The organism is Streptomyces sp. B1I3 (assembly GCF_030816615.1).
Classification (GTDB): domain Bacteria; phylum Actinomycetota; class Actinomycetes; order Streptomycetales; family Streptomycetaceae; genus Streptomyces.
The window spans coordinates 860,109-884,340 of sequence record NZ_JAUSYD010000001.1; the positions used below are offsets into that span (position 1 = coordinate 860,109).

The 24,232-nt window shown below is 72.3% G+C and carries 19 protein-coding genes and 1 pseudogene; 11 read left to right on the top strand and 9 right to left on the bottom strand.

From position 1 onward, the window contains the following. Positions 1 to 44 precede the first annotated feature (44 nt). The 3 genes and pseudogenes from QFZ58_RS04310 (at position 45) to QFZ58_RS04320 (ending at position 8,222) form a co-directional block, all read left to right on the top strand. On the top strand, positions 45 to 6,785 hold the full coding sequence (locus QFZ58_RS04310; RefSeq protein ID WP_307123551.1) for a polyketide synthase: 6,741 nt from the start codon (positions 45 to 47) through the stop codon (positions 6,783 to 6,785). A gap of 139 nt (positions 6,786 to 6,924) precedes the next feature. Then, positions 6,925 to 7,741 (top strand): annotated as a pseudogene (locus QFZ58_RS04315) (class I SAM-dependent methyltransferase). A 79-nt stretch (positions 7,742 to 7,820) separates the two neighbouring features. Further along, entirely contained in the window at positions 7,821 to 8,222 is a 402-nt protein-coding gene (locus QFZ58_RS04320) for a molybdopterin-binding protein (protein WP_307123552.1), read from the top strand. A gap of 54 nt (positions 8,223 to 8,276) precedes the next feature. On the opposite strand, the gene QFZ58_RS04325 is transcribed toward QFZ58_RS04320, so the two are convergent. Beyond that, complete coding sequence (locus tag QFZ58_RS04325) at positions 8,277 to 8,570, bottom strand: hypothetical protein (RefSeq protein WP_307123553.1); 294 nt, start codon at positions 8,568 to 8,570, stop codon at positions 8,277 to 8,279. A gap of 497 nt (positions 8,571 to 9,067) precedes the next feature. Here QFZ58_RS04325 and modA point away from each other — a divergent pair, with 497 nt between their 5' ends. From modA to QFZ58_RS04340, 3 genes are read left to right on the top strand one after another with little or no spacing between them, the layout of a single operon-like run. Beyond that, a complete protein-coding gene (modA, locus tag QFZ58_RS04330; protein WP_307123554.1) occupies positions 9,068 to 9,883 on the top strand; it encodes a molybdate ABC transporter substrate-binding protein in 816 nt (271 codons plus the stop codon). Next, on the top strand, positions 9,880 to 10,746 hold the full coding sequence (locus QFZ58_RS04335; protein WP_307123555.1) for an ABC transporter permease: 867 nt from the start codon (positions 9,880 to 9,882) through the stop codon (positions 10,744 to 10,746). Before modA ends, QFZ58_RS04335 begins: the two co-directional genes overlap by 4 nt. A gap of 58 nt (positions 10,747 to 10,804) precedes the next feature. After that, positions 10,805 to 11,887, top strand: coding sequence for an ABC transporter ATP-binding protein (locus QFZ58_RS04340; protein ID WP_307123556.1), 1,083 nt, complete (start codon positions 10,805 to 10,807; stop codon positions 11,885 to 11,887). Between the two features lie 118 nt (positions 11,888 to 12,005). Here the strand turns inward: QFZ58_RS04340 and QFZ58_RS04345 are convergent, their stop codons facing one another. Beyond that, complete coding sequence (locus QFZ58_RS04345) at positions 12,006 to 12,665, bottom strand: TetR family transcriptional regulator (RefSeq protein ID WP_373428518.1); 660 nt, start codon at positions 12,663 to 12,665, stop codon at positions 12,006 to 12,008. A gap of 264 nt (positions 12,666 to 12,929) precedes the next feature. Between QFZ58_RS04345 and QFZ58_RS04350 the strand changes: the two genes are divergently transcribed. Both QFZ58_RS04350 and QFZ58_RS04355 read left to right on the top strand, forming a co-directional pair. After that, positions 12,930 to 13,967, top strand: a complete 1,038-nt coding sequence (locus QFZ58_RS04350) for a hypothetical protein (RefSeq protein ID WP_307123557.1) — start codon at positions 12,930 to 12,932, stop codon at positions 13,965 to 13,967. Between the two features lie 314 nt (positions 13,968 to 14,281). After that, positions 14,282 to 14,899 carry a TOPRIM nucleotidyl transferase/hydrolase domain-containing protein gene (locus QFZ58_RS04355; protein ID WP_307123558.1) on the top strand — a complete coding sequence of 206 codons (618 nt, stop codon included), beginning with the start codon at positions 14,282 to 14,284 and terminating at the stop codon, positions 14,897 to 14,899. A 308-nt stretch (positions 14,900 to 15,207) separates the two neighbouring features. Here the strand turns inward: QFZ58_RS04355 and QFZ58_RS04360 are convergent, their stop codons facing one another. Next, on the bottom strand, positions 15,208 to 16,173 hold the full coding sequence (locus QFZ58_RS04360) for a pirin family protein (RefSeq protein WP_307123559.1): 966 nt from the start codon (positions 16,171 to 16,173) through the stop codon (positions 15,208 to 15,210). A 118-nt stretch (positions 16,174 to 16,291) separates the two neighbouring features. Between QFZ58_RS04360 and QFZ58_RS04365 the strand changes: the two genes are divergently transcribed. After that, positions 16,292 to 16,696 carry a M48 family metallopeptidase gene (locus QFZ58_RS04365; RefSeq protein WP_307123560.1) on the top strand — a complete coding sequence of 135 codons (405 nt, stop codon included), beginning with the start codon at positions 16,292 to 16,294 and terminating at the stop codon, positions 16,694 to 16,696. Positions 16,697 to 16,857: 161 nt separating this feature from the next. On the opposite strand, the gene QFZ58_RS04370 is transcribed toward QFZ58_RS04365, so the two are convergent. Then, complete coding sequence (locus QFZ58_RS04370; protein WP_307123561.1) at positions 16,858 to 17,607, bottom strand: SDR family oxidoreductase; 750 nt, start codon at positions 17,605 to 17,607, stop codon at positions 16,858 to 16,860. Positions 17,608 to 17,777: 170 nt separating this feature from the next. On the opposite strand from QFZ58_RS04370, the gene QFZ58_RS04375 reads away from it, so the two are divergent. Then, on the top strand, positions 17,778 to 18,296 hold the full coding sequence (locus QFZ58_RS04375) for a GNAT family N-acetyltransferase (RefSeq protein WP_307123562.1): 519 nt from the start codon (positions 17,778 to 17,780) through the stop codon (positions 18,294 to 18,296). A gap of 210 nt (positions 18,297 to 18,506) precedes the next feature. Here the strand turns inward: QFZ58_RS04375 and QFZ58_RS04380 are convergent, their stop codons facing one another. Beyond that, positions 18,507 to 19,286: a CbtA family protein gene (locus tag QFZ58_RS04380; protein ID WP_307123563.1), complete on the bottom strand. Its 780-nt coding sequence runs from the start codon at positions 19,284 to 19,286 to the stop codon at positions 18,507 to 18,509. A gap of 26 nt (positions 19,287 to 19,312) precedes the next feature. Next, on the bottom strand, positions 19,313 to 19,528 hold the full coding sequence (locus tag QFZ58_RS04385) for a CbtB-domain containing protein (RefSeq protein WP_307123564.1): 216 nt from the start codon (positions 19,526 to 19,528) through the stop codon (positions 19,313 to 19,315). 330 nt (positions 19,529 to 19,858) lie between these two features. Here QFZ58_RS04385 and QFZ58_RS04390 point away from each other — a divergent pair, with 330 nt between their 5' ends. Next, complete coding sequence (locus tag QFZ58_RS04390) at positions 19,859 to 20,449, top strand: histidine phosphatase family protein (RefSeq protein ID WP_307123565.1); 591 nt, start codon at positions 19,859 to 19,861, stop codon at positions 20,447 to 20,449. Positions 20,450 to 20,470: 21 nt separating this feature from the next. On the opposite strand, the gene QFZ58_RS04395 is transcribed toward QFZ58_RS04390, so the two are convergent. The 3 genes from QFZ58_RS04395 to QFZ58_RS04405 all read right to left on the bottom strand — a co-directional run bounded on the left by QFZ58_RS04395 (position 20,471) and on the right by QFZ58_RS04405 (position 24,224). Further along, on the bottom strand, positions 20,471 to 21,133 hold the full coding sequence (locus QFZ58_RS04395; RefSeq protein WP_307123566.1) for a 4'-phosphopantetheinyl transferase: 663 nt from the start codon (positions 21,131 to 21,133) through the stop codon (positions 20,471 to 20,473). Next, positions 21,130 to 22,050 (bottom strand): metallophosphoesterase, encoded by a 921-nt coding sequence (locus QFZ58_RS04400; RefSeq protein ID WP_307123567.1) that lies wholly within the window; start codon positions 22,048 to 22,050, stop codon positions 21,130 to 21,132. Before QFZ58_RS04400 ends, QFZ58_RS04395 begins: the two co-directional genes overlap by 4 nt. Before the next feature lie 116 nt (positions 22,051 to 22,166). Further along, complete coding sequence (locus tag QFZ58_RS04405; protein WP_307123568.1) at positions 22,167 to 24,224, bottom strand: beta-galactosidase; 2,058 nt, start codon at positions 24,222 to 24,224, stop codon at positions 22,167 to 22,169. Positions 24,225 to 24,232 lie beyond the last annotated feature (8 nt).

Genomic DNA, 24,232 nt, shown 5'->3' on the forward strand with positions numbered 1-24,232 from the left:
CGCACGCGGCGGCGCACACGCCCGCCTCATGAAGTGAGACCTGCATGGGATTCGAACCGATCGCCGTCGTCGGCCGGGGCTGCGTGCTGCCCGACGCCCTGGACCCGGACACGTTCTGGGACAACGTCGCAGCGGGCCGGGACAGCCTGACGGCGGTGCCCGAGGGCCGGTGGAGGTTGCCGCACCGGTGGGCCATGGGGTCGGTGGACGACCATCTGGACCGTACATGGACCGATGTCGGGGGGTACGTACGCGACTTCGAGTCCGTCTTCGATCCGAGCTCTTTCCGGATCCCGCCCGAAGACGTCATGGCACTGGATCCCCTCTTCCGGTGGGTGCTGTACGGCGCCCGGCAGGCACTCGCGGAAGCCGGGCACGAGGGGCCGCTGCCGCGTGCGGGCCTGGTGCTGGGCAATCTGTCCCTGCCCACGACCGCGGGTGTGGCCTTCGCCGAACACGTATGGCTGTCCGCCCAGCGCCCCTCCCTGCGCGAGGCCCTCCTGACGGGTGAACGCCGGTCCCGGCCCGACGCGCGCAACCGCTTCTCGTCCGGGCTCCCCGCCCAGCTCGCGGCTCGTGCGCTCGGACTCGGCGCGGGTGCCTGGGCGCTCGACGCCGCCTGTGCCTCCTCGCTGTACGCGATCAAGATGGCGTGCGACCGCCTGCACGACGGCGGCGCGGACCTGATGCTGGCCGGAGCGGTCAACCGGGTCGACAACCTCTACCTGCACGTGGGGTTCTGCGGTCTGTCCGCGGTGAGCCGCACCGGCCGCAGCCGTCCCTTCGCCCGGGACGCCGACGGGTTGATGCATGGTGAGGGCGCGGGCTTCGTCGCCCTGATGCGCCTGCCCGACGCCCTGTCCGCCGGCCTGCCCGTGCTCGGGGTGATCCGCGGCATCGGGCTGTCCAACGACGGGCGCGGCGGCGGTCTGCTCAGCCCGGCCGAGGAGGGACAGGTGCGGGCGATGGGCCTGGCGTACGCGTCCGCGGGCATCGCGCCGCGGACCGTGTCGCTCGTCGAGTGCCACGCCACGGGAACTCCGGTCGGGGACGCCGTGGAGGCTCGCGCCATGGCCCGGGTCTACGCGCGGGGCGACGACGTGCCCATCGGTTCGGCGAAGTCCAACGTGGGGCACCTGCTCGCCACGGCGGGCGTGGCCGGACTCCTGAAGGTGCTCGGTGCGATGCGTTCGGGCATCCGGCCGGCGACGCTCGGCGCCGAGGACCCCCTGGCGGAACTGCGCGGCACACCGCTCAGGGTGCTCACCGCACCGGAGCCGTGGTCGGGGCCGCGCAGGGCGGCCCTGAGCGCCTTCGGCTTCGGCGGGACGAACGCCCATCTGATCGTGGACGCCCACGACGGCGGTCACGTGCCGGCCGTCCGCACGGTTCAGCGTGTGGACCCGGCCGCCCGGGTGGCGGACACCTCGACGCGGGCGTCCTGCGTTCCGCCCTCCCCCAGGGAGCCCGAGCCCTCGTCCCCCACCGGCTCCGACGGCCCGGTGCGCCGCACTTCGCCGGTGGCGATCGTCGCCCTGGGTGCCAGGGTCGGCGGCGGGGCGGACACCGAGGACTTCCGCCGCGCGGTGCTCGCCGGCGAGCGGCGTGGTCCCGCCACGGAGATCGGCGTGGATCTGACGGACCTGTGCTTCCCACCACTGACGCTGCGGCAGACCGTGCCCCACCAGCTCCTCGCGTTCGAAGCGGCCCGCGAGGCCGTACGCGGCCTGTCGCTGCCCCGCGAGCGGACCATGGTGGTCATCGGGATGGGTGTCGATCCCGACGTGGCCCGCACCGGTGTCCGCCTGCGGCTCCCGCACTGGCTGGAGCAGGCCGGGGCGGGCGCCGGACCCGAGTTGCTCGCCGCCGCCCGGGACGCCTTTGTGTCGCCCATGACCGCGGAGCGTGTGGTCGGCAGCCTGCCCAACCTCGTGGCGAGCCGGATCAGCACACAACTCGACCTTGCGGGGCCCGCCTTCGCGGTGTCGGCGGAGGAGGCCTCCGGTCTGGTGGCGCTGGATGTCGCGGCCAGGGCGATCAGGGCGGGCGAGGCCGATGCCGCGCTCGTCGGCGCGACCGATCTGTCGTGCGAGCCGGTGCAGCAGGCCGCTCTGCGTGAACTCGGCCACGAGACCGAGCCGGGTGACGCCGCCGTGATCCTGGTCCTCAAGCCGCTCGACGCCGCCCGCAGGGACGGTGACACCGTGATCGCCCTGCTCGACGAGGAGCCGGCCGACGCCCCCGACATGGTCATCGGTGACGGCGCCGACGCCGTGTTCGACCCGGCGTCGCTCTTCGGCCGCGCCCACGCGGCCCAGGGGCTGGTATCCGTCGCAGTCGCGGCGACCGCTCTCCAGCACCGCGCGGTGCCGCGGCAGGGCGAGCTCGCGGAGACCGGCGCCCTGCCGCGCACCGCGGCGGCCGTCGTGACGCCGCTGGGAGGCCCCGCGGCCGGCGTCCGGCTGCGGGCAGGTGACGCCCGGCCCTGGCTGAGCGGGCCGGCTCCGCGGCTGCTCGTCTTCTCGGGGCGCGACCGCGACGGGGTACTGGCCGCGATGAAGTCGGGGGTGCAGTCCCCGGACGGGCCGGCGCGGCTGGCGCTCGTGGTCGAGGACGACGCCGGGCTTCCTGCCCGTGAGGAGGCCGCCCGCCGCTGGCTCTCGGAAGGCGGGGTGCGGCCCGCCGACGTGCGCTACCGGGACGAGCCGGTGCGGGGGCGGACCGCGTTCGTGTACACCAACGGCTCGGCCACCTACCCGGGCATGGGCCGCGAACTGATGCTCGCGCTGCCCTCGCTCGGCGACAGCATCAGGGCGAAGCACGGGACCGTCGCCGCGTGGGCGGCTCCGGGCCCGGCTCGGGGGGTGCTGGACCAGATCTGGGGCGCCGCGGGGCTCGCCACGGCTCATACGGTGCTCACCCGGGAGGTGCTCGGCCTGCGGCCGGACGCCGCCATCGGCTACTCCTCCGGGGAGTCGGCCGCGCTGGTCGCCCTGGGAGCATGGCCGGACGCCGCGGGGCTGTACGAGGCCGCCTGCACCAGCGGTCTGTTCACCACGGAGCTCACCGGTGAGCTCCGGGCGGTACGACGCGTGTGGGAGCGCCTGGGTGTACGGGGCTCCCGCTGGTCGACCCACCTCGTCACCGCGCCCCTCGACAGGATCCGCAGGGAACTCGCGGACGAGGTGGCCGTCCACCTGATGGCGGTGAACGCTCCCGGCATCTGCGTCATCGGCGGTGAGTCCCGGGCGTGCGCGGCCGTCGTGGCCCGGCTCGGTGCCGCCCACGCCATCGCCATCGACTACGACATGGCCGCCCACGCGCCGGAGCTGGCCGATGTCCGGGAGAGGTGGCGCGCGGCCCATCACCGGCCCACCAGGGCGGTGCCCGGCGTCCGGTTCTACAGCGGGGCCACCCGGCAGTCGTACGAGCCGACGTCGGAGCGCGCCGCCGAGGCCCTCACCGCGCAGGGCATGGGCATGATCGACTTCGCCGGTACGGTCGAACAGGCCTGGGCCGACGGCATCCGCATCTTCGTCGAGCACGGGCCGCGCAAGCTGTGCACCGGCTGGATCGGGCGGGTGCTCGGCGACCGGGAGCACGTGTCCGTCGCCCTGGACGCTCCGCAGGGCGCAGGAGTCCGGCAACTCTGTCTCGCCGTGGCCGAACTCGTCGTCGCCGGGGTGCCCGTGCGTGCTGACGAACTCTTCGGCCGCCTAAGGTCCGCCGCCGTACCGGTCCCCGGACCCGCCCCCGCCGTCACGGTGGCCGTCCCCGGTGCTCCTCGCCTGCCGTCGTCCCTGGAGACATCCGCCGTGGTCATGCCCAGGGCACCCCGGCTGACGCCTGTTCCGGACCTGGAGGACGTCCGGCCCGAGGCCGCCGACATCCCCGGTATGCGCTCCCCCGGTGTCGTGGCGCGGCAGCCGCAGCCGCAGCCGGATCAGCGGGCGTGGCCGACGAGCGTCGGAGAGCTGGTGGCCGCGCAGAGCCGCCGGGTGACCGCACTGCACCTGGACATCACGGCGCGGCACGCCGAGGCCCATCAGCGGTTCCTGCGGATCTCTGCCGAAGCGGTCACCGCTGCGGCACGCGTCGGCGCAGTACGTCGGCCACCCGCGCCCCCGGTGCGTGTGCCCGGCCCCGCGTCACCGTCCTCGGCCCCGTCCGCCCCTGGCACGGCCGGACCACCTCCGGCCGCATCGCCGGCCCCGCGTGTGCCCGTGCCTCTCTCGCGGCCGGAACCGGCGCCGGGGTCGCCGAAGGATGCGCTGCCGGGGCCGAAGTTCGACCGCGCCCAGCTCGAGCACCTTGCCTCCCGGGAGATCTCGGCGGTGTTCGGCCCGCGGTTCGCCCCACAGGACGCGTACGCCGTGCAGACCCGGATGCCCGCACCGCCGATGCTGTTCACCGACCGTGTCCTCGGCATCGACGCGGAGCCGGCCGCGCTCGCCGAACCGGGGCCGGTGCGTACCTCGGGAACGATCTGGACGGAAACGGACGTCCGCGCCGACAGCTGGTTCCTGGATGCCACCGGCCGCATGCCCACCGCGCTGATGATCGAGGCGGGCCAAGCGGACCTGCTCCTGCTCAGCTGGCTCGGTATCGACCTCGTCACCCGGGGCGAACGCGCCTACCGGCTGCTCGGCTGCGAGTTGACGTACCACGGCAGCCCGCCCGGGGCCGGGGAGACACTGCGCTACGAGATCCACGTCGACGGCCACGCCGAACACGGCGGCGTCCGGCTGTCCTTCTTCCACTACGACTGCTACGCGGGCGGTGAACTCAAACTCAGCGTCCGCGAGGGCCGGGCCGGGTTCTTCACCCCGGCGGAACTCGACGGCAGCGGCGGTGTGTGCTGGGACCCCGCCGACTGCCCGCCCGACGACGCGCTGCCGCTCGATCCGCCCGCCGTGCGCTGCGAGCTGGACGCCTTCACCGCACCACGCGTGCGGGCCCTGGCGGAGGGGCGGCCCGCGGACTGCTTCGGCCCCGGCTGGGAGACGACCGCCGCCCACGTACGCTCGCCCGGCATCGACGACGGCCGGCTGCGGATGCTGCACGAGGTCACCACGTTCGACCCGGCCGGCGGCCCCTGGGGCCGCGGCTACCTGCGCGCCGAGGCTCCCGTCTCACCGGACGACTGGTTCTTCCCGGGGCACTTCAAGAACGACCCCTGCATGCCAGGCACCCTGATGCTCCAGGGTGGCCTCCAGGCGATGGCGTTCTACCTGGTGGCGATGGGCTTCACGGTCGACAGGGACGGCTGGCGCTTCGAACCCGTCGACGACGCGCCCTGCTCGGCGAGTTGCCGGGGCCAGGCGACCCCGGACAGTCGCCGGATCGTCTACGAGGTGTTCGTGCGCGAGGTCTCGGCCGGACCGTTGCCGACGCTGTACGCCGACGTGCTGGGCACCGTCGACGGGGTCAAGGCGTTCCTCGGACGGAACGCGTCGCTGCGCCTGGTCCCCGACTGGCCGCTGTCGCACTGGCGCCGGCTCGGCCCGCCCGCCGTCCGGAGCAGCGGTGTGCCGGTGCCGCTCGCCGCACTCGGCGGACTGGCCGGGTACCGGGAGACCGGGACGGTGGCGACGGTGGACGGGTTCTCTTTCGACTACGCCTCGTTGCTGGCGTGCGCGTGGGGCAGGCCGAGCGAGGCGTTCGGTGCGGCGTACGAGCCCTTCGACGGCACCCGCAGGGTCGCGCGCCTGCCCGGTCCCCCTTACCACTTCATGAGCCGCATCGCCGAGGTGGAGGGGCCGCAGGGGGGCATGCGGGAGGGCAGCGTCGTCGTCGCCGAGTACGACGTACCCGGCGCCGCCTGGTACTTCGAGCAGAACAACGGTGGTGCGATGCCGTTCGCGGTCCTCATGGAGATCGCGCTGCAGCCGTGCGGGTGGTTGGCCTCCTACGCGGGCAGTGCTCTGACCACCGGCACCGACCTGCTGTTCCGCAATCTCGACGGCACGGGTACCGTCACCGGCGAGGTCACCCCCGCCACCCGGACCGTACGCACCCACGCCACGCTGAGCCGTGTCTCGCGCGTCGGAGACATGATCATCCAGTCGTTCGAGGTCCGGTGCACGGCTGACGGCGAACCGCTCTTCGAATTGTCCACGGTGTTCGGCTTCTTCCCACCCTCGTCCTTCGACGACCAGGCCGGACTCCCGGTCACGGACGAGGCCCTGGCCGGCCTCGAGGCTCCCTGCGACCGCAGCGTCGATCTCACCACTCGGTGCGCGCCTCACCGCGAAGGCCCGTCGGGCCTCCCCGGACCCATGCTGCTGATGCTCGACCGGGTCACGGGATACTGGCCGGACGGCGGCAGCGCCGGGCTCGGCCGACTGCGGTCGGAGAAGGACGTGGACGCGGGCGAGTGGTTCTTCAAAGCACACTTCTTCCAGGATCCGGTGCAGCCCGGCTCGCTGGGCATCGAGGCCATGTGCCAACTGCTCCAGTACTACATGCTCGAACGCGGCATGACCGCCGGTGTCCCGCATCCGCGGTTCGCGCCGGTGCTGCCGGGGCGGGCGATGACCTGGAGGTACAGGGGGCAGATCACGCCGGCCAACCGGCTGATCAGGGTGGTGCTGGACGTCCTGGAGGCGGGCACGGACGCGCGGGGCCCCTACGCCATGGCGGAGGCATCGCTCTGGGGCGACGACACCTGCATCTACCGCGTGAGCGGTCTGGGCGTGCGCGTGGTGCCCGGTGACGGCACCGCGCCTTCCGCCGGCACGTACCGCGCCCACGACACCGTTCCGCGGGCACGGCGTCTGCCCTGATCCGGCACCCACCGGCCGGGGCCCGGCCGGTGGGTGCCGACGGGCGCCGCGGCGACGGGACCCACTGTGCCGGCCGGTGCATGGCGCGGCACCGGCCGGGCAGCCAGGCTGCCCATCGGAGAGGCGGTAGCCTGCCGGCATGCGCGACGACACGCCTGACGGGACGCGCCGTGTCCAACTGAGCCGGACCTTCGACGAGGACGCGGAGTTGTACGACCGGGCGCGTCCCGGATATCCACGGGCCCTGTTCGACGACCTCGCCGAACTGGCCGGTACCGGACCGGGCTGCCGGGTCCTCGAGGTGGGGGCGGGCACCGGCAAGGCGACCGTGCCGCTCGCCGAGCGGGGTTGCCGGATCGTCGCCGTCGAACTGGGGGCGGACATGGCCGCCGTCGCCCGTCGCAACCTGGCCGGCTTCGGGGGGGGTGGAGGTCGTGACGGCGGACTTCGAGACCTGGGCACTGCCGAAGGAGCCGTTCGACGTCGTCCTGTCGGCGACCGCGTTCCACTGGATCGATCCTGCGGTGCGGATGGTCAGGGCAGCCGACGCGCTGAGGCCCGACGGCGCTCTCGCCGTGGTCGCCACGCAGCATGTGGCGGGTGGCAGCGAGGAGTTCTTCGTCGAGGTCCAGGCCTGTTACGAGCGCTTCGATCCGGCCACCCCGGCGGGGCTGCGGCTACCTGCCGCCGAAGACGTCGACACCTCGGAGCACGCGGACGAGGCCGCACGCAGCGGCCGGTACGGCCCGGTCGCCTTCCGGCGTCACACGTGGGAACTGACGTACACCACGGCGGAGTACCTGGACGTACTGCGGACCTACTCCGGCCACCGGGCGCTGCCACCGGAGGCCCAGGAGGGACTGCTGGGGTGCATCGCCGGGCTGATCGACGGGCGGCACGGCGGCCGGGTGACCAAGCGGTATCTCACCGAGCTACGGGTGTCCCGCACGACATGAAAGCCTAGGGTGCTCGCTTTTGCGGCACTGAAGCGCAGATCAGCTTGCATATGCGAGGCAAGACGCCTAGCTTGCTCGCATGCAGTTCTACACGATCGGCCAGGCGGCACGGCTGCTGGGCGTGAGCCCGGACACGGCACGCCGATGGGCGGACGCGGGCAAGGTCGCCACTCGTCGTGACGAGAGTGGGCGCCGCCTCATCGACGGCAGGGATCTGGCCGCCTTCTCGGTCGAGATCGCCGGAACCGCCGGGGCCGCCGCAGAGGGCGAAGCCCCCTACACCTCCGCGCGCAACGCCTTTCCGGGCATCGTCACCGCCGTGAAGCTGGGCGACGTCGCGGCCCAGGTGGAGATTCAGGCGGGGCCTCACCGGCTGGTGTCACTGCTCACGCGTGAGGCCGTGGAGGAACTGGCGCTGGAGGTCGGTATGGAGGCCACCGCCCGCGTCAAGTCGACCAACGTGCACATCGACCGCACCTGACTCGCCGACTGCCGCCCGGCACACGGCACCTTCGCCGCCGGCCCCGCGCCCCGCTCACTCTCTCGACGCACAACGGCCGTCCACGCGGATGACGTCGATGCCACCGGTGTGCTCGAGCCGCAGCGATCCGGAGTAAGGACATCGGGGGCCACCCGGTCGAGGGAAGCGCCCTCGATGCTCGCGGCGGGCAGGGACGGGAGCCAGTTCGAAGTCCAGGTCGATCTCCGCCCGGGAAAGCAGGACGTGATGGCCGTCCGCGCCCGTCGCCGCGAGCAGGAACCTGAGCCGGTCCGTGCGCCGGGCGCGGTCGAAGCCGGGGCCGGCGGCGTCCAGGACGTCGTGCGGCAAAGCCCCCTGAAGCGGTGGTGCCGGACACTGCCGGTGGCACGGTCGACGCCGGTCCGGGCCAGGTGCCGGGCCCGGGCGAACAGGTCGCACACCCACAGCCGGGCAGGGCGTGCCAGGTCGCCGGTCAGGCCGAGCTCTGCCACCGGGCTCGGCGGCGTTCATGGGCCGGATCACGGGCTGCTACCTCCCGCGGGGGCACGCCCGGACGGCAGATCCGTACAAACGCACATGCCTACCTCATCCGTTCCTGGCCCGGCTCATGCGATGCGACAAGTGACTATCCCCTGGAATCTGCGGCAGTATGATCAGCACATGCCCACCTACCGGATCGTGCCGGCGGCCGCTTGATGAGTGTCCTTGCCGACGCAGTGGGGCCCCGGGCCGGCCGGCGGGCCACCGCACGCCGTTCGTGACGGGCCGGGCCGCCGGAGTCCGGCCGTAAGACGTACGAGACTCGTAGTCGGCTCCTGTGAAGAGCCAGAGGGAGTGGACCCGTGATGACCCGTTCCGCCCGCCGGATCCTGCAGACGGCCGGTGCGGGCGCAGCCGCACTGCTGGCGTTGAGTGCCTGCTCCTCCTCCGGCGACTCCTCGTCCACGTCGGACCCGTCGGTCTCCACGGACGCGGCGAAGAAGCTCTCCGGCACGGTGACCGTCTTCGCCGCCGCTTCACTCAAGGAGAGCTTCACGGCACTGGGCAGGGACTTCGAGAGGGCTCACCCCGGCACGAAGGTCACCTTCAGTTTCGGTGGCAGCGACACCCTTGCCGCCGGCATCACCGGTGGGGCCCCGGCCGACGTCTTCGCCGCCGCCAGCCCCAAGACGATGGCCGTCGTCACGGACGCGGGTGACGTGTCGGGCGCGCCCGCCACCTTCGCGCGCAACCAGTTGGAGATCGCCACTCTGCCCGGCAACCCCGACTCCGTCACCTCCCTCGAAGACCTCACCCGGTCCGGTCTCAAGGTCGTGCTCTGCGACACGTCGGTGCCCTGCGGTGCCGCGGCGCAGAAGGCCCTCGACGCCGCGAAGCTGGAGCTCACCCCCGTCTCCTACGAGCAGGACGTCAAAAGCGCCCTGACGAAGGTGGTACTGAAGGAGGCCGACGCGTCCGTCGTCTACAGGACCGATGTGTTGGCCGCGGGTGACAAGGTGGCGGGTGTGGAATTCCCCGAATCGGCCGAAGCCGTCAACGACTACCCGATCGCTCTCCTCAAGGACGCGCCCAACGTCGAAGCGGCCAAGGGGTTCATCGCCTTCGTGCACTCCTCCGAGGGTCGGAAGGTCCTGACCGGGGCCGGATTCATCGAGCCGTGAGCGAGCTGAACGAGTCCGGCGCCGCGGCCGGGACCCTCACGGGTGGCGGCAGGCCGCGGCGCCGGCGTGTCCGGGCGGGTGGGCGGAGCGGGGTGCCGCTGCCGCTTCTGCTGCCCGCCGTCGCGGGCCTCGTGTTCCTGCTGCTGCCGCTGGTCGCCCTTCTCGTACGAACCCCATGGCGCAGCCTTCCCGAACAGCTGACCAGCCCGGAGGTGTGGGACGCCCTCCGGTTGTCCCTGGTCTGCGCGACCGCGGCCACCGCTGTGAGCCTGGTTCTGGGAGTGCCTCTGGCGTGGCTTCTCGCACGGGCCGACTTCCCCGGGCGTGGTTTCGTGCGGGCCCTGGTGACCCTTCCGCTGGTCCTGCCCCCGGTGGTGGGCGGTGTGGCGCTGCTGCTGGCCCTCGGCCGCAACGGGGTCGTCGGGCAGTGGCTCGACTCGTGGTTCGGGGTCACCCTGCCGTTCACCACCGCGGGCGTCGTGATCGCGGAGGCGTTCGTGGCGATGCCGTTCCTCGTCATCAGCGTGGAGGGCACGTTGCGCGCGGCGGACCCGCGATTCGAGGAGGCGGCCATGACCCTGGGCGCCTCCCGCTTCACCGCGTTCCGCCGGGTCACCTTGCCGCTGATCATGCCCGGCATCGCCGCGGGTGCCGTCCTGGCATGGGCCCGCGCGCTCGGCGAGTTCGGCGCGACGATCACGTTCGCGGGCAACTTCCCGGGCCGCACCCAGACCATGCCGCTGGCCGTCTACCTCGCCCTCCAGGACGACCCGGCCGCCGCCGTCGCGCTGAGTCTCGTCCTGCTCGCCGTGTCCATCGCGGTGCTCGCGGGTCTGCGGGACCGTTGGATGACGGTGTCATGACCCGAGCCGCGTCCCCCACGGTCCCCGCCGGACCGTCCGACCACTGGATGACCGCCCCATGACCCACATCGGCCACGAAGCCGGCACCGGCCCCGCCCGTGGTGAGGGCGTGGACGCCCGTCTCGTCGTGGACCGCGGTGACTTCCGCCTCGACGTGGCGCTGACCGTCGCCCCGGGTGACGTCGTCGCCCTGCTCGGGCCGAACGGGGCAGGCAAGACCACGGCCTTGCGCGCCCTCGCCGGACTCTCCCCGCTCACCGGCGGGCATCTGCGCCTGGACGGCGCGGCGTTGGACGGGACACCGCCCGAGGCCCGCCCGGTCGGCGTCGTCTTCCAGGACTATCTCCTCTTCCCTCATCTGACCGCCCTCGACAACGTCGCTTTCGGCCCCCGCTGCCAGGGCGCGTCCAAGGCCGAGGCCCGCGCACAGGCCGCGCGGTGGCTGGACAGGATGGGTCTCGCGGAGCACGCGGGCGCCAAGCCGCGGCGGCTCTCCGGCGGCCAGGCACAGCGCGTCGCCCTCGCCCGCGCGTTGGCGACGCACCCCAGGCTGCTGCTCCTCGACGAGCCGCTCGCCGCGCTCGACGCCCGCACCCGCCTCGAGGTGCGCACCCAGCTCCGCCGCCATCTGGCCGATTTCGAGGCGGTGGCCGTGCTGGTCACGCACGACCCGCTGGACGCGATGGTGCTGGCCGACCGGCTCGTCGTCATCGAGCACGGCCGGGTCGTGCAGGAGGGCACGCCCTCCGACATCGCCCGCCGTCCGCGTACGGACTACATCGCCCAGCTGGTCGGCCTGAATCTATACAGGGGGCAGGCCGAGGGCCACGCGGTGCAGCTGGAGGCCGGGCCCGTGATCACCACCACCGAAGACCTCACCGGTCCCACCTTCGTCGCGTTCCCTCCGAGCGCCGTCACCCTGTACCGCGACCGCCCCACCGGCACCAGTGCCCGCAACCTGTGGCACTGCGAGGTATCAGGACTCGAGACGCACGGCGACCAGATCCGCGCCGCCCTCGTCGGTGCCCTTCCTCTCGTCGCCGACCTGACGACCGTCGCCGCAGCCGAACTCGACCTCCATCCCGGCGCACCTGTCTGGGCCGCGGTCAAGGCCGCGCAGACGCACGCGTATCCCGCCTGACCGGCGTCCGCCCCCGATGCGACGAGGTCGGGGCCATGGTTCCGCCACCCGGCCGGCGAACCCGGCGGCATCGCCCGGATCGTCGGCTTCGCGGAGACCTTCCTCGGCGGCCGGCCGCCTACGCGCCCGTCCTGCCCTCCACGATCGCCTGGAGGGCAGGACCGTAGTACCCGGCCACCGTCTCGGCGTCGGCGGATGCCAGGGGTTCGAGAAGGAGGATGTAGCGCATCAGGGCGAGTCCGATGAGCTGGGTCGCGATGAGGCTCGACCGGAGATCCTTGTCCTCGCCGGTGATCACCTCACTCAGCGCGTCGGCGAGGAGGCCGCTCGCGGTGTCCCGCAGGCGAGCGGCGGCGACGCGGTGGATGGCCGCCGATCGGATCATGGTCATCAGAGCCGGCCGCGCCGACACGTCGTCCCACACGGAGATGTGGGCCCTGACCATGCGTACCCCCACACCTTCGGTGCCTCCACGCGCCGCGGCCGAGATGGCCTCGTGGATCTTCCCCGGCAACTCCAGTGCCTGGAGGAACAGGTTCTCCTTCGTCTTGTAGAAGTGGTGCACGAGTGCCTGGTCCACTCCCGCCGTCTCCGCGATGCGCCGCAGGCTCGTGGCGTCGAAGCCACGCTCGGCGAAGCACCTGCGAGCGGCCGCCAGGATGGCCTCCCGCGTCCGGGTCTCACCGGGACGACGGCCTCCCGCGTGCTTCTCCGCCCCCTCGGCCGGCTCCACGGCGCGCACGCCGCCCCCGTCGCTCATGTCGGTCGCTTCGCTCATTGCCCCATCATGCCTTCCCCCCCCCACAACTCCTCGGACGACGAACTCCGCACTCAATGAACTCAGCACTCGATGAACTCATCAGAAGGTGAACTCAGCAATCGATGAGTTATATAGTGAAGCCGTCGGATGCCGTCCGCATCCGGCGCCCCGCACCCACGTCCGGCACATCACTGCGGCGCAGGGCTCCTGTCGCTCCTCACGCCGTCGGCTGCCCGCACCCTTCCCTCCGGGCCGCGGTACGTACGACGAGAAACGGATCTCATGCCCTCCGACGCCACCGAAGCCACCACGGTCCAGGACGCGGCCACCACCGCCCCTGCCGCACCGCCCCACGACCGCCGCGGGCAACTCATACGGCTCCTCGCCGTCGTCATCGGCCTGACGGCGGCGATCACCTTGATGCTGTGCGCCTTCGGCCTCCCGTCCGCGAACGGCGGCCCCCACCACGTACCGCTGGGGGTCACCGGGCCGCGGTCCGCCGTCGAACCGCTCCGGGACCAGCTCCCCGACGACGCGTGGGACGTCACCGTCTACTCCGGCCCCGAGGCGTTGACCCGCGCCGTCGAGGACCGGGATGCCATGGGCGGCCTCGCCATCGGACCCGACGGGGTCACCGTCCATACGGCGACGGCCGGCGGCCAACAGGTCACCGGCGCCATCACCGGGTTGGGTGACGCCCTCGCTGAGCGTCAGCACCTCCCGGTCACCGTCCGCGACGTGGTGCCCCTTCCCGAGGACGACCCCCGAGGGGCGGGACTCGCCTCGGCGGCGCTGCCCATGGTCTTCGGCGGCATCCTGCCCGCCGTCGTCCTGCTGCAGCTCTTCCCGGGCCACGCGGGGTTGCGCCTCCGGCTCGCCGGGGTGCTCGCCTTCGTCCTGGCCGCCGGAGCGGCGGTCACCGCCGTCCTCCAGTTCGGGATCGGCACGCTGGACGGCAACTTCTGGATCACGAGCCTTGGTCTGGGACTGGGCATGGCAGCGCTCGCGGTCCCGTTCCTGGGCCTCGAGTCACTCTTCGGCTACGCCGGGCTCGGCGCCGGCTCCGCGGTGATGATGTTCCTCGGCAATCCCCTCTCGGGGCTCGCCACAGGGCCGCACTGGCTGCCCGACGGCTGGTCCACGCTCGGCCAGCTCCTGCCTCCCGGCGCCTCGGGCAGCCTGCTCCGCGCCAGTGCCCTCTTCGACGGCAAGGGAGCGGCCGACCCGCTCCTCGTCCTCATCGTGTGGGTCGTGGCCGGACTGACTCTGATGCTGGTCGCCGACCGGCGCCACAAGGGCAGGGCGGCCCTTCCTCGGTAGACCGTCGGGTCGCAGGAAACCGGGCCCCGGCCGACGCACCGGGTCCTCGCGGACGGACCACCGACCAGGACCCGGTGGGGCGACCACGCGACTCCCGGACCGTGCCGCCCGGCTCCGCGTGCCGCTCCTGCCAGGGTCGACCGGTGTTCGGCCGGGTCGCGGGTCCCGGCGCCGCGCCTGCGCGGATCGCGGGGTCGCGCACCGCCGCCACGACGTACATCGGGCACGCAGGTCACGCGGACGCCACGGCATGCCTGGCCGAGGCCGGCCGATATTCCTTACCGTCGTGCCCGCGAAGGGCGCAGACTCGTCCCATGAGTGACATGGGGGCGTTCCGGGAGGCGGTGACCGCGTGGGCGGCCGGCGGCCCGGGCGACGCAGCACGGGAACTGGCCGCGCGACTGCCCGTCCGGGCAGCCGTCCTGCTCGAAGGCCCGAGCGACCTCGCCGCGGTCGACGCACTGGCCACGAGCCGGGGCCGAGACCTGGCCTCCGAAGGCGTCTGCGTCCTGCCGATGGGCGGTGCCATGAGCATCGGGCGCTTCGCTCCCCTCCTCGGCCCGTACGGCCTGGACCTCCTCCTCACGGGACTCTGCGACGAGGCGGAGCGTCCCTTCTACGCCCGCGGCCTGGAGCGGGCAGGTGTGGAACGGCAGCAGTTCTTCGTCTGCGCGGCGGATCTGGAGGACGAGCTCATCCGCGCACTGGGCGTACCACGGGTGGAGGAACTGGTCCGCCAAGAGGGTGACCTGCGCGCCCTGCAGACGTTCCTGCGCCAGCCCGCACAACAGGGCCGCGCCTCGCAGCAGCAGTTGCGGCGCTTCCTCGGCACCAAGAAGGGACGCAAGATCCACTACGGCCGCGCCCTCGTCGAGGCCCTCGACCCCGGCAACGTTCCCTCCCCGCTCGACGACCTGCTCGCCGGCCTCTGACCGCGGGGCGACGCAGGCTTCGGCGGACGGCCCGGGCGGACCGACCCCGCGCCGAGCCGTCGCAGGGGGCGAGAGCCGTGCATCCTCCGCACGACGTGCTCCCTGACGCGTCTTCGGGCGGTGTTCCGTTTCGCGGTCGGCCGCCTGCAGCGTGAACAGAGCCCTCGACGACGCAGCGCTGCCGGTCCCCCTCGCAGAGGGGCGTGAGGGACGGCCGTGGCGAGCGCCCGAGCGCTCGGTCCACGCCGGTCCACCAGGCTGTCGCTCGGCGGCAGGTGCACAGCCTCCCCCGCGGCGGCGCGGCTCACTCAGCGAACCCTGCCCCGCGGCTTCAGGGCCACCGGCGGCAGTTCGGGGGCGGGCAGGCGGCCCCCCTCGTAGCCGTGCACCTGGCCGAACCGTGCGCTGGTCATCCAGTCCGCACGTGCCTGCGCGATCTCCTGGTGCGAGCGCCCCACGAAGTTCCACCACATGACGATCTCCTCCTCGAACGGCTCGCCGCCGAGCAGCATCAGGCCCGCGTCCGAGCCGGCCCGCAGCGGCAGCTCGGTCCGGCCGCAGCCGAGGTAGAGCATGGATCCGGGGAGCACGGGAACGCCGTCGACCTCCGCCTCACCGGACATCGCCAGCACCGCGTACTCGAAGTCGGCATCGAGGGGCAGCCGGGCCTCGGCGCCGCGGGTCAGGGCCAGGTCGGCTCCGACGATGGGGGTGTAGGCGGTGCCGGGCGACCTGGCGCCGTCGAGTTCACCGAGGATGACGGTGGCCTCGAGGCCGGGCGCCGTGACCCTGGGCAGGTCGGTGTGGTGCTGGAAGTGCGGTTCGACGTTCCGGTGGGAGTCGGGCAGGGCCACCCAGAGCTGGGCGCCGTGCAGGAGCCTGGCGTGCGGCTTCGGGCTCTCCTCGGAGTGGCTGATGGCCCGGCCCGAGGTCATCAGGCCCAGCTCCCGCGGCCGGATCGTCCGGAGGCTGCCCAGGCTGTCCCGGTGCAGGACCTCGCCGTCGTGGAGCCAGCTGACCGTCTGCAGGCCCATGTGCGGATGCGGCGGCACCTGCATTCCGGGCTCGTCCGCGATGTCGTCCGGCCCGTAGTGGTCCACGAAGGCCCAGGCACCGACCATGCGGCGCCCCAGGTTGGGCAGCAGCCGGCGGACCTCGGTGGACTCGCCGAGCTGGACGCGGCGGGGTGCGAGGAGTTCACGCACCGGTTCGGCGACGACGAAGCCCCGGCCACCACAGACGGAGAGCGCGGCCTGGCGATCGAGATTGCTCATGGCCCTCAACCTATTCCCGTGCGGGCGTGGAGCGATGACCTCCACGCCGAATATTTAGTGGAATATTAAACTACACCGCCCGGTTGACAGGTCTGCCGGACGTTAACGAGGAGGAGAAGTGAGCGAGACCTACTACGAGTTCGGTACCCCTGCCGACCGCTGGGACCGGGCCCAGCTGTTCTTCGAGGCGAAGGAGTACCTGACCGCGGCCCGCATCCTCGGCGGGTTGGTCGAGGAGGTTCCGGAGCAGGTCGCACCGCGTCTGCTTCTGGCGCGGGCCTATTACCACTCGGCGCGACTCGCGAAGGCGGAGAAGGAACTGCGCGAGGTGCTGAAGCGCAATCCGGTCGAGGACTATGCCCAGCTGATGCTCGGGCGCACCCTCGAGCGCCAGGGCAGGAACGCGGAGGCGGCTCCGTATCTGCGGATCGCCGCCGCCCTGACCGGCACTTTCGGCCCGGACGGAATTCCGCCGGGGCAGTCCGCCGGTCAGCAGGGAGGGCCGGGGCAGTCCGCCGGCTGACAGAGGAGGGAGGGTGGGGGGCCTGCCCCCACCCTCCCTTCCACTCACCACGGCCGCCGCGCCCCGCCCCTGTCCCGCATACGGAACCGGTCCGGCCGCCCGCCCGTTGGCGCCGCTTCCGCCGCGCGGAGCCCGGACCCCCTTGCGGCTCGGCGACACATCTAGACGATGCCACCGTTGGCCCGTAGCACCTGGCCGTTGACCCAGCGGGCCGGACCGGCGAGGAAGGAAACGACCTCGGCGATGTCCTGCGGCTCGCCGAGCCTCTCGAGCGGCGGCTGGGCCGCCATCTTCGCGATGGACTCCTCGTCCTTGCCGTCCAGGAACAGCGCAGTGGCGGTCGGTCCGGGCGCGACGGCGTTGACCGTGATGTCCCGGCTCCGCAACTCCCGGGCAAGGATCAGCGTCATCGCCTCCACGGCTCCCTTGGTGGCCGCGTAGGCGCTGTAGCCGGGCAGGGAGAGCCCCAGCACCGAACTCGAGAAGTTGATGATCGCTCCCCCGTCACGCAGACGGCGGGCCGCCTGCTGATCGACGACGAACGTGCCCCGGACATTGGTGCGGTGCATGCGGTCGAAGGCCTCGAGCTCGAGGTCGGCCAAGGGCGCGAGGGTCATCACCCCAGCGGCGTGGACGACCACGTCGACGCCTCCGAACGCCTCCTCGGCCGCGTCGAAGAGCGCGGCCACGGCCGCCTCGTCGGCGACGTCCGCACGACAGGCGATGGCCTCCCCGCCCGCGGCGGTGATGGCATCCACCGCCGCTGCCGCCTCGACCTCGTTACCCGCGTAATTGATCACGACCGCGCACCCGTCCGCCGCCAGCCGTTCGGCGCTCGTGCGCCCGATCCCGCGTGAGCCTCCGGTGACGAGAGCGACCTTGCGCGTCGCGGTGGTGCGCTGCTCACTCATGGCGTTCCTCCTGGGCAGAAAGGTCCCGGTTGCCTCCGTGGACCGGCAGAGACAACGCTAACATCAACCCGTTAGCAATGCTAATACGACACGCGAGACACTGCTCGGCACCCGGCTCGCCGGCGAAACCCGGGTGCGCGCTCCAGACCCCAGGTGGTATTCCGGCTGCCATGGATGACCTCACGACCGACCGGCTGATCCTGCACCCGCTGACAGCCGCCGAAGCCACGGCCGTGGAACACGGCACCGCGGAGGGCCCCCCGGCCGGAGCGCGATGGGCGCCGGGCTATCCGAGCGCCGGCGACCGGGCCGCCGCCCGCCGGTTCCTGGAGACCTGCGCAGGCCCCGGCGACTCCCAGCCGTTCGGGCCCTACGAGATACGCCGCCGCGCGGACGGGGTCACGATCGGTGGTGTCGGCTTCCATGGCAGGCCGGACGCCGCCGGCCAGGTCACCGTGGGGTACGGTCTGGTCCGCTCGGCGCGGGGAAGCGGATTCGCCTCCGAGGCCCTGCGGGCCCTGCTGGCCTTCGCACGCTCGCAAGGGGTCCTCGCGGTGAACGGCGACGCCGATCTCGACAACATCGGGTCGCACCGCGTGATGGTGTCGGCCGGGATGCAGGTGGTCGCCGTGGATCACCGGCTGAAGCACTACCGCGTCGAGTGGAGCCCGGCCACGCACCGTCCGTGACCCGGCGCGACCCGGCAGGCGAGCGGGCGCGACCCGGCGGGCAGCCCGGGCGCGACCTGCGGGCAGACCGGAGGTGAACCGGCGCGGGCATGGGGCCGCCCGCCGCACGGACGGCCTCGACGCGGCACGCGCGCACCACGGACGAGCGGGACCCGCCGGGCAGCCGGCGGGTCCCGCTCGTCCACGGATGCGGCACCCGGTCCGCGACCGTCAGTGCGCGACTCCCGCTCCGACTCCGGCCCCGCGCGGGGCCGCCTGGCCAGCCGCACCCGCTCCCACCAGCAACCGCTCCGTCAGGTAGCCGAAGGCGAGGCCGAAAGTGGTCCAGAGCGTCACCTGGACGGCGAGGGTGGACAGCCTGAACTGCCACAGCAGGCCGGCCGGGAAGTCCGCACCGACCTCGTCGAACGAGGGCAGGAAGGCGTAGGCCAGCCCGATCGCCAGCACGTAGCCCGCGCCGGCGGAGACGGCCGCGTTCCAGTTACCGAGCCGCTGTGCGAGGCGTCTGCCCGCGAGGACGGCCGCCACCGCCAGCAGCACGCTGAGCGCGATCATCAGGAAGAACAACCCGGTGCGCTGCCCGATCGTGTCGGGATCACCGACGGCAGGCGGGTTCGCCGGGTACTTGAGGAACGGCACGACGTAGACCGTGAGCAGGGCCGCTCCGGCGATCAGTGCGGCCGTGGCCCTGGGACCGAAGGCTCCGATCCGGCCCAGGGCGTAACAGAAGACCAGTGCGGCGATGCCGCCGATCGCGACGCCGAAGACGAGGATGCCGGTGGCGAGCCCGCCGGTGGCCTGCATCGTGCGGCTGACGAGTTCTTCGCCGTGTTCGTGCGTGTGGGTGTGGGCGTGTGACTCCTCCAGCGCAATGGCGGCGTCCAGCCGGGACTCGCCGAGGAAGTAGGCCACGGCAAGGGCGAGCACGCCGGCCAGGAGGCCGGCGAACATGCCGCGGATGAGCAGCGCTCGGACCGATACGGAGTTCATGAGACGTTCCCCTGGATCTCCGGTTCTCAGTGGCAGGGGAAGCCGAGAAGGTGACGGCCGTCGTGGACCCATTCGTGCACGGCCTCGCCCGAGATGACCGCGGTGGCGCCCTGTTCCGCGCCGACGAAGTACAGCAGGACGAGCATGAGGACGCCGAAGAAGACCGCCCAAGGAGCGATGGCCTTCAGCGAGATGGGGGTGATGACGGGTGCGACGGTGGTGGGGGCGGCTGACTGAGCCATGGCAGAACCTCCTGCGGGAACACGCGTCCCTGTCGTGGTGCCTGAGACGAAGGAGCCGGGTCTGACTTCCCGCAGTGATACGGGTACACAGTGGCGCGACCGTGCCGGATTCTCACCGGGCTTCCGTCACACCTTCGTCGTGGTTGCCGTGACCATACCGCCTGCGGCTCCACCCCCGCCATGGTGCGTGGGCGGCGAGAGCCCGCGATGCGGCCTGTGGTCCCATGGGCGGCAGGGTCCGGTCCGTGGAGCGACGGGGCCGGCCCGTGGGACGACAGGGCTGTGGGGCCTCTGTTCAGGGAGAGGAGCCGGAGGGTGACGGTTCGGGTGATGTTGATCGCACCGGCCATGAACGCCGCTGTGCGGGAGGCGCGTTTCGCGCATGACGCCCCTCTGGACGAGGCCGGTGCGCGAGGGGCGGCGGCCGCCGCCGCAGCCGGCGACGTGCCTGACGCCGACCGGTACGCACACGGCCCCTCCGAGCCGTGCCGGCGGACCGCCGAAGCCCTGGGCCTCACCTCCCGTACGGAACTCCGGCTCGCGGACTGGGACATGGGCCGCTGGAAAGGGCGACGGCTGTCGGAGGTCGGGGCCGCCGAGCCCGAAGCGGTGTCCGCCTGGCTGGCCGATCCCTCCGCCGCTCCCCACGGAGGGGAGTCGCTGCTGGACCTGATCGCCCGCGTGGGTGGATTCCTCGAAGCCGCAACCGCCCGGGCGGTGGGCGCATCGGGGCCGCAGGCCCGTGCCGGGGACCGGGTGGTGGCCGTCGTCGAGTCCGCGGTGGTGCGCGCCGCGCTCGTCCACGCACTGGCACTTCCGCCGACGGCGTTCTGGCGACTGGACGTCGCACCGCTGAGCCTCACCGAGCTCAGCGGGCGGTCCGGGCGGTGGAATCTGCGCTGCGGCCGGCCTCTCGGCTGACGCCGGCCACGCACCGCCGCGTCAGGCGGCCGGAAGCGCGACCGCGGTCACGGCGAAGCCGTCGTCGACCAGCCATCTTCCCTGGAACGACTTCGGCATCCCGGGTGCGGTGCGCATCAGTTCGGCCGTGAAGGAGCCTTGGGCGGCGGTCTCCGGGTCCCGGTGGAAGGTGATGTCCGCCTCGAGGAAGTCGAGTTCGATCAAGGTGAGCGGGAACCACACCTTGAAGACGCTCTCCTTGGCGCAGAACAGCAGTCGGTCCCAGTGGGGCGTCGTCCCACTGCCCGCCGGGTACGTCCGCTCCCTCTCCGAGGGCAGAGATATCACGTCCCACACGCCGGGCGGGAGCGGCTCGTTCGGCTCGGCGTCGATGCCCAGCCCGCGCACGTCGGACGCCCGGGCCAGCACCGCGGCACGGTAACCGTCGCAGTGCGTCATGCTGCCGACGAACCCCTCGGGCCACAGCGGCATTCCGCGCCGGCCGCGCAGCACCGGGCGCGGGGGCAGTCCGAGAGCCGTCATGGCCCGCCGCGCACAGCCGCGTACCGCGGCGAATTCGTGTCTGCGCTTGGCCACACTGGTGGCGACGAGTTGCGCCTCCTCCGGGTAGAGGGTCCCCTCGGGGGCGTCGGTCTCGTACGTGTCCGCGCACGCCACGTACGCGGGGAACAGTCGTTCGATCACAGGGTTTCACCCGCCGGGGCCGGGGCCCGCACTGCGTCGGACCGCTCTCCGTCGTACGGAAGGATCTGCCGCAGCAGCCCGCGCGGGTGGCCCCTCTTCCGCCATTCCCTGGGATAGCCGATCGAGACCTCTTCGAAGCGCACGCCGTCGTACCACGTCGTGCGCGGGATGTGCAGATGTCCGTAGACGACGGCTGCCACGTTGAAGCGGCGGTGCCAGTCGGCGGTGAGCTCCGTACCGCACCACTGGGCGAACTCCGGGTACCACATGACGGAAGTGGGTTCACGCAGCAGCGGCCAGTGGCCGGCGAGGACGAGCGGGATGTCCGGATCGTGTGCGGCCAGCCGCTGTTCGGTCTGCGCCACCCGTGCCCGGCACCAGTCGTCCCGGGTCGGGTACGGGTCCGGGTGCAGCAGGTACTCGTCGGTGCAGACGACGCCCGCCTCGTGCGCGCGGGCGAGTGACTCCTCCTTGGTCAGCGTCCCGGGAACGCGGAACGTGTAGTCGTACAGCAGGAACAGGGGTGCTACGGCGACGGGCCCGTCCGCCCCGTTCCACAGGGGGTAGGGGTCCTCGGGCGTCGTCACACCCAGCTGCGCGCACACCTGGACGAGGTGCTCGTACCGCGCCTGGCCGCGCAGCTGCACCGGATCCCTTTCCACCGTCCACAGTTCGTGGTTGCCGGGGGTCCACACCACGTGCGCGAAGCGCCCGGCCAGCAGTTCCAGCGCCCGCTCGACCTCTTCCGCCTGCTCCGCAACGTCCCCTGCGACGATGAGCCAGTCCTCGTCGGACGACGGGTGCAGGCTGTCGGCCAGGGGACGGTTGTCGGCGATTCCGACGTGGAGGTCGCTCACGGCAAGAAGCCGGCCCCGCCCCTCCGGCGGACGAGGGACGGAGCCGCTCTGTGATCGCATTGTTCGAATCTACCGTCTCAGCGGGCTGCGCCAGGGCGGTTCCGGACGGCGGGTCCCGCCGGTTGTTCGGCATTTCGGCGGAGTACCCCCTTGGGGGCGGGTCCGCGACGCGGGAGTCAGGAAGAGGAGGCAGGCTGCCGGAGGACGACGACCTCGCGTGGCGGCAGGACGAGCGTCTCCCCCGAGGCCGTGGCCGGTCCGATGAGCACGTCCCCGGTCACAGCGGGCAGGGGTACCGGCTCCTCACTGCGGTTGACGAGGAACAGGTAGCGGCTGACGGCATCGCGTCGCACGACCAGCTCCACCGATCCGCGTGCGCCTTCCGGCAGTTCACTGGTCACTCCGGAGGGGGCCAGCAGTTCGGGAAGCAGTTCGGTGAGGCCTGCGGCGCCCAGACGGGTGGAGACGTACGCCGCCGAGCCCCGGCCCGTGGTGCGGCGCGTGACCGCCGGGCGTGCGGCGTAGGTGCCGGTGCGGTAGCGGGCGAGCACGTCGACGTCCCTGCCGGAGACGGTGATCCGGTCGGTCCACAGGCTGCCGGTCGTGGCGTTGTCGAGGTCGACCGTGACCCCGTCGAGAAGCGGGCCGAACTCCTCGATGCGGATACCGAGCAGCTCGCTCAGGGCGCCGGGGTAGCCACCGAGCCAGACGTGGTCGTTCTCGTCCACGACACCGGAGAAGTACGTGGTGACCAGGTGCCCACCGCCTTCGGCGTACTGGGTGAGCTCCTTGGCGAGGGTCTGCCCCACCACGTGCAGGACCGGCGCGATCACGACGTCGTACGCGGCCAGGCCGGTGCGGTGGGCGGGCACGATGTCGGCGCGGACGCCGAGCCGGTGGAGTGCCGTGTACCAGTCCAGAGCCTCCTGCCGGTAGTCGAGCCGGGACGTCGGGTGGGAGTCGTGCTCGCTCGTCCACCACGATTCCCAGTCGAACAGGATGGCCACCCGGGCCGGCTCCCGCTCGGCTCCGGCGACCGGCGCGAGGGCCTCGAGTGTCCGGCCCAGCTCCACGACGGAGCGGAAGAGATCACTGTCGGCTCCGGCATGCGGCACCATCGCCGAGTGGTACTTCTCGGCGCCGGCCGCCGACTGGCGCCACTGGAAGAAGCAGACCGCGTCGGCACCGTGTGCCACGTGCAGCAGCGAGTCGCGCGCCAGCTCGCCCGGCTGCTTGGGGAGGTTGACCGGCTGCCAGTTCACCGCTCCGGTGGAGTGCTCCATCAGGAACCAGGGACGGTGACCGGCGATGCCGCTCGTCAGGTTGGCGGAGAAGGACAGTTCGTCACGGTCCTGCGGACCGGGCTGGACGTAGTGGTCGTTGGAGACGAAGTCGATCTCCCCCGCCCAGTCCGGGTAGTTCATCCCCTTCGTGGAGCCCATCACCATGAAGTTGGTCGTGACGGGGACGCCCGGAGTCAGTTCGCGCAGCACCTCACGCTCGGCACGCACGTGCTCCTTGAGCGCGTCCGACGAGAACCGTTTGAAGTCGAGCTGCTGTGTCGGGTTGGGGTGCGAGGCGGCCTGGCGCGGGGGCAGGATCTGATCCCAGTCGCTGTACCGCTGGGACCAGAACGCGGTCCCCCAGGCGTGGTTGAGGTCGCTGAGCGTGGCGTAGCGGTGGCGCAGCCAGGTCCTGAACGCACGGGCGGCGTCGTCGGAGTAGTCGTAGACGTTGTGGCAGCCCAGCTCGTTGTTGACGTGCCAGGCCACGAGTGCCGGGTGCGCGGCGTAGCGTGTCGCCAGCGCGCGTACGAGTCGCAGCGCGTGGGTGCGGAAGACCGGCGAAGTGGGTCGCCAGTGCTGCCGCGCCCCCGGCCACACCGTCTCACCGGCCGCGGTCACGGGGAGGATCTCCGGGTGGGCGGTGGTGAGCCAGGGCGGCGGGGACGCTGTCGCTGTTGCCAGGTCGACACCGATGCCGCCTCTGTGGAGCAGGTCCATGACCTCGTCGAGCCAGCCGAAGTCCCAGGTGTCCCGAGTCGGTTGGAGCAGCGCCCAGGAGAAGATCCCCAGCGAGACGATGTTGACTCCGGCCTCCCGCATCAGCCGGACGTCCTCCTCCCACACCTCCCGAGACCACTGCTCGGGGTTGTAGTCGGCGCCGTACACCAGCCGGCGGGCGCCGTCGCCGCCCGCCGCGTACGGGAAACGGGGGGTGAGGGGGGAGGTCATGCGGGTCC

Coding starts and splice junctions, on each gene's coding strand:
- QFZ58_RS04310 (WP_307123551.1), top strand. CDS start 45: ATGGGATTCGAACCGATCGCCGTCGTCGGCCGGGGCTGCGTGCTGCCC.
- QFZ58_RS04380 (WP_307123563.1), bottom strand. CDS start 19,286: ATGAACTCCGTATCGGTCCGAGCGCTGCTCATCCGCGGCATGTTCGCC.
- QFZ58_RS04400 (WP_307123567.1), bottom strand. CDS start 22,050: ATGCGATCACAGAGCGGCTCCGTCCCTCGTCCGCCGGAGGGGCGGGGC.
- QFZ58_RS04405 (WP_307123568.1), bottom strand. CDS start 24,224: ATGACCTCCCCCCTCACCCCCCGTTTCCCGTACGCGGCGGGCGGCGAC.
- QFZ58_RS04350 (WP_307123557.1), top strand. CDS start 12,930: ATGCCCTCCGACGCCACCGAAGCCACCACGGTCCAGGACGCGGCCACC.
- QFZ58_RS04390 (WP_307123565.1), top strand. CDS start 19,859: ATGTTGATCGCACCGGCCATGAACGCCGCTGTGCGGGAGGCGCGTTTC.
- QFZ58_RS04340 (WP_307123556.1), top strand. CDS start 10,805: ATGACCCACATCGGCCACGAAGCCGGCACCGGCCCCGCCCGTGGTGAG.
- QFZ58_RS04375 (WP_307123562.1), top strand. CDS start 17,778: ATGGATGACCTCACGACCGACCGGCTGATCCTGCACCCGCTGACAGCC.
- QFZ58_RS04355 (WP_307123558.1), top strand. CDS start 14,282: ATGAGTGACATGGGGGCGTTCCGGGAGGCGGTGACCGCGTGGGCGGCC.
- QFZ58_RS04345 (WP_373428518.1), bottom strand. CDS start 12,665: ATGAGCGAAGCGACCGACATGAGCGACGGGGGCGGCGTGCGCGCCGTG.
- QFZ58_RS04320 (WP_307123552.1), top strand. CDS start 7,821: ATGCAGTTCTACACGATCGGCCAGGCGGCACGGCTGCTGGGCGTGAGC.
- QFZ58_RS04385 (WP_307123564.1), bottom strand. CDS start 19,528: ATGGCTCAGTCAGCCGCCCCCACCACCGTCGCACCCGTCATCACCCCC.
- QFZ58_RS04370 (WP_307123561.1), bottom strand. CDS start 17,607: ATGAGTGAGCAGCGCACCACCGCGACGCGCAAGGTCGCTCTCGTCACC.
- QFZ58_RS04360 (WP_307123559.1), bottom strand. CDS start 16,173: ATGAGCAATCTCGATCGCCAGGCCGCGCTCTCCGTCTGTGGTGGCCGG.
- modA (WP_307123554.1), top strand. CDS start 9,068: ATGACCCGTTCCGCCCGCCGGATCCTGCAGACGGCCGGTGCGGGCGCA.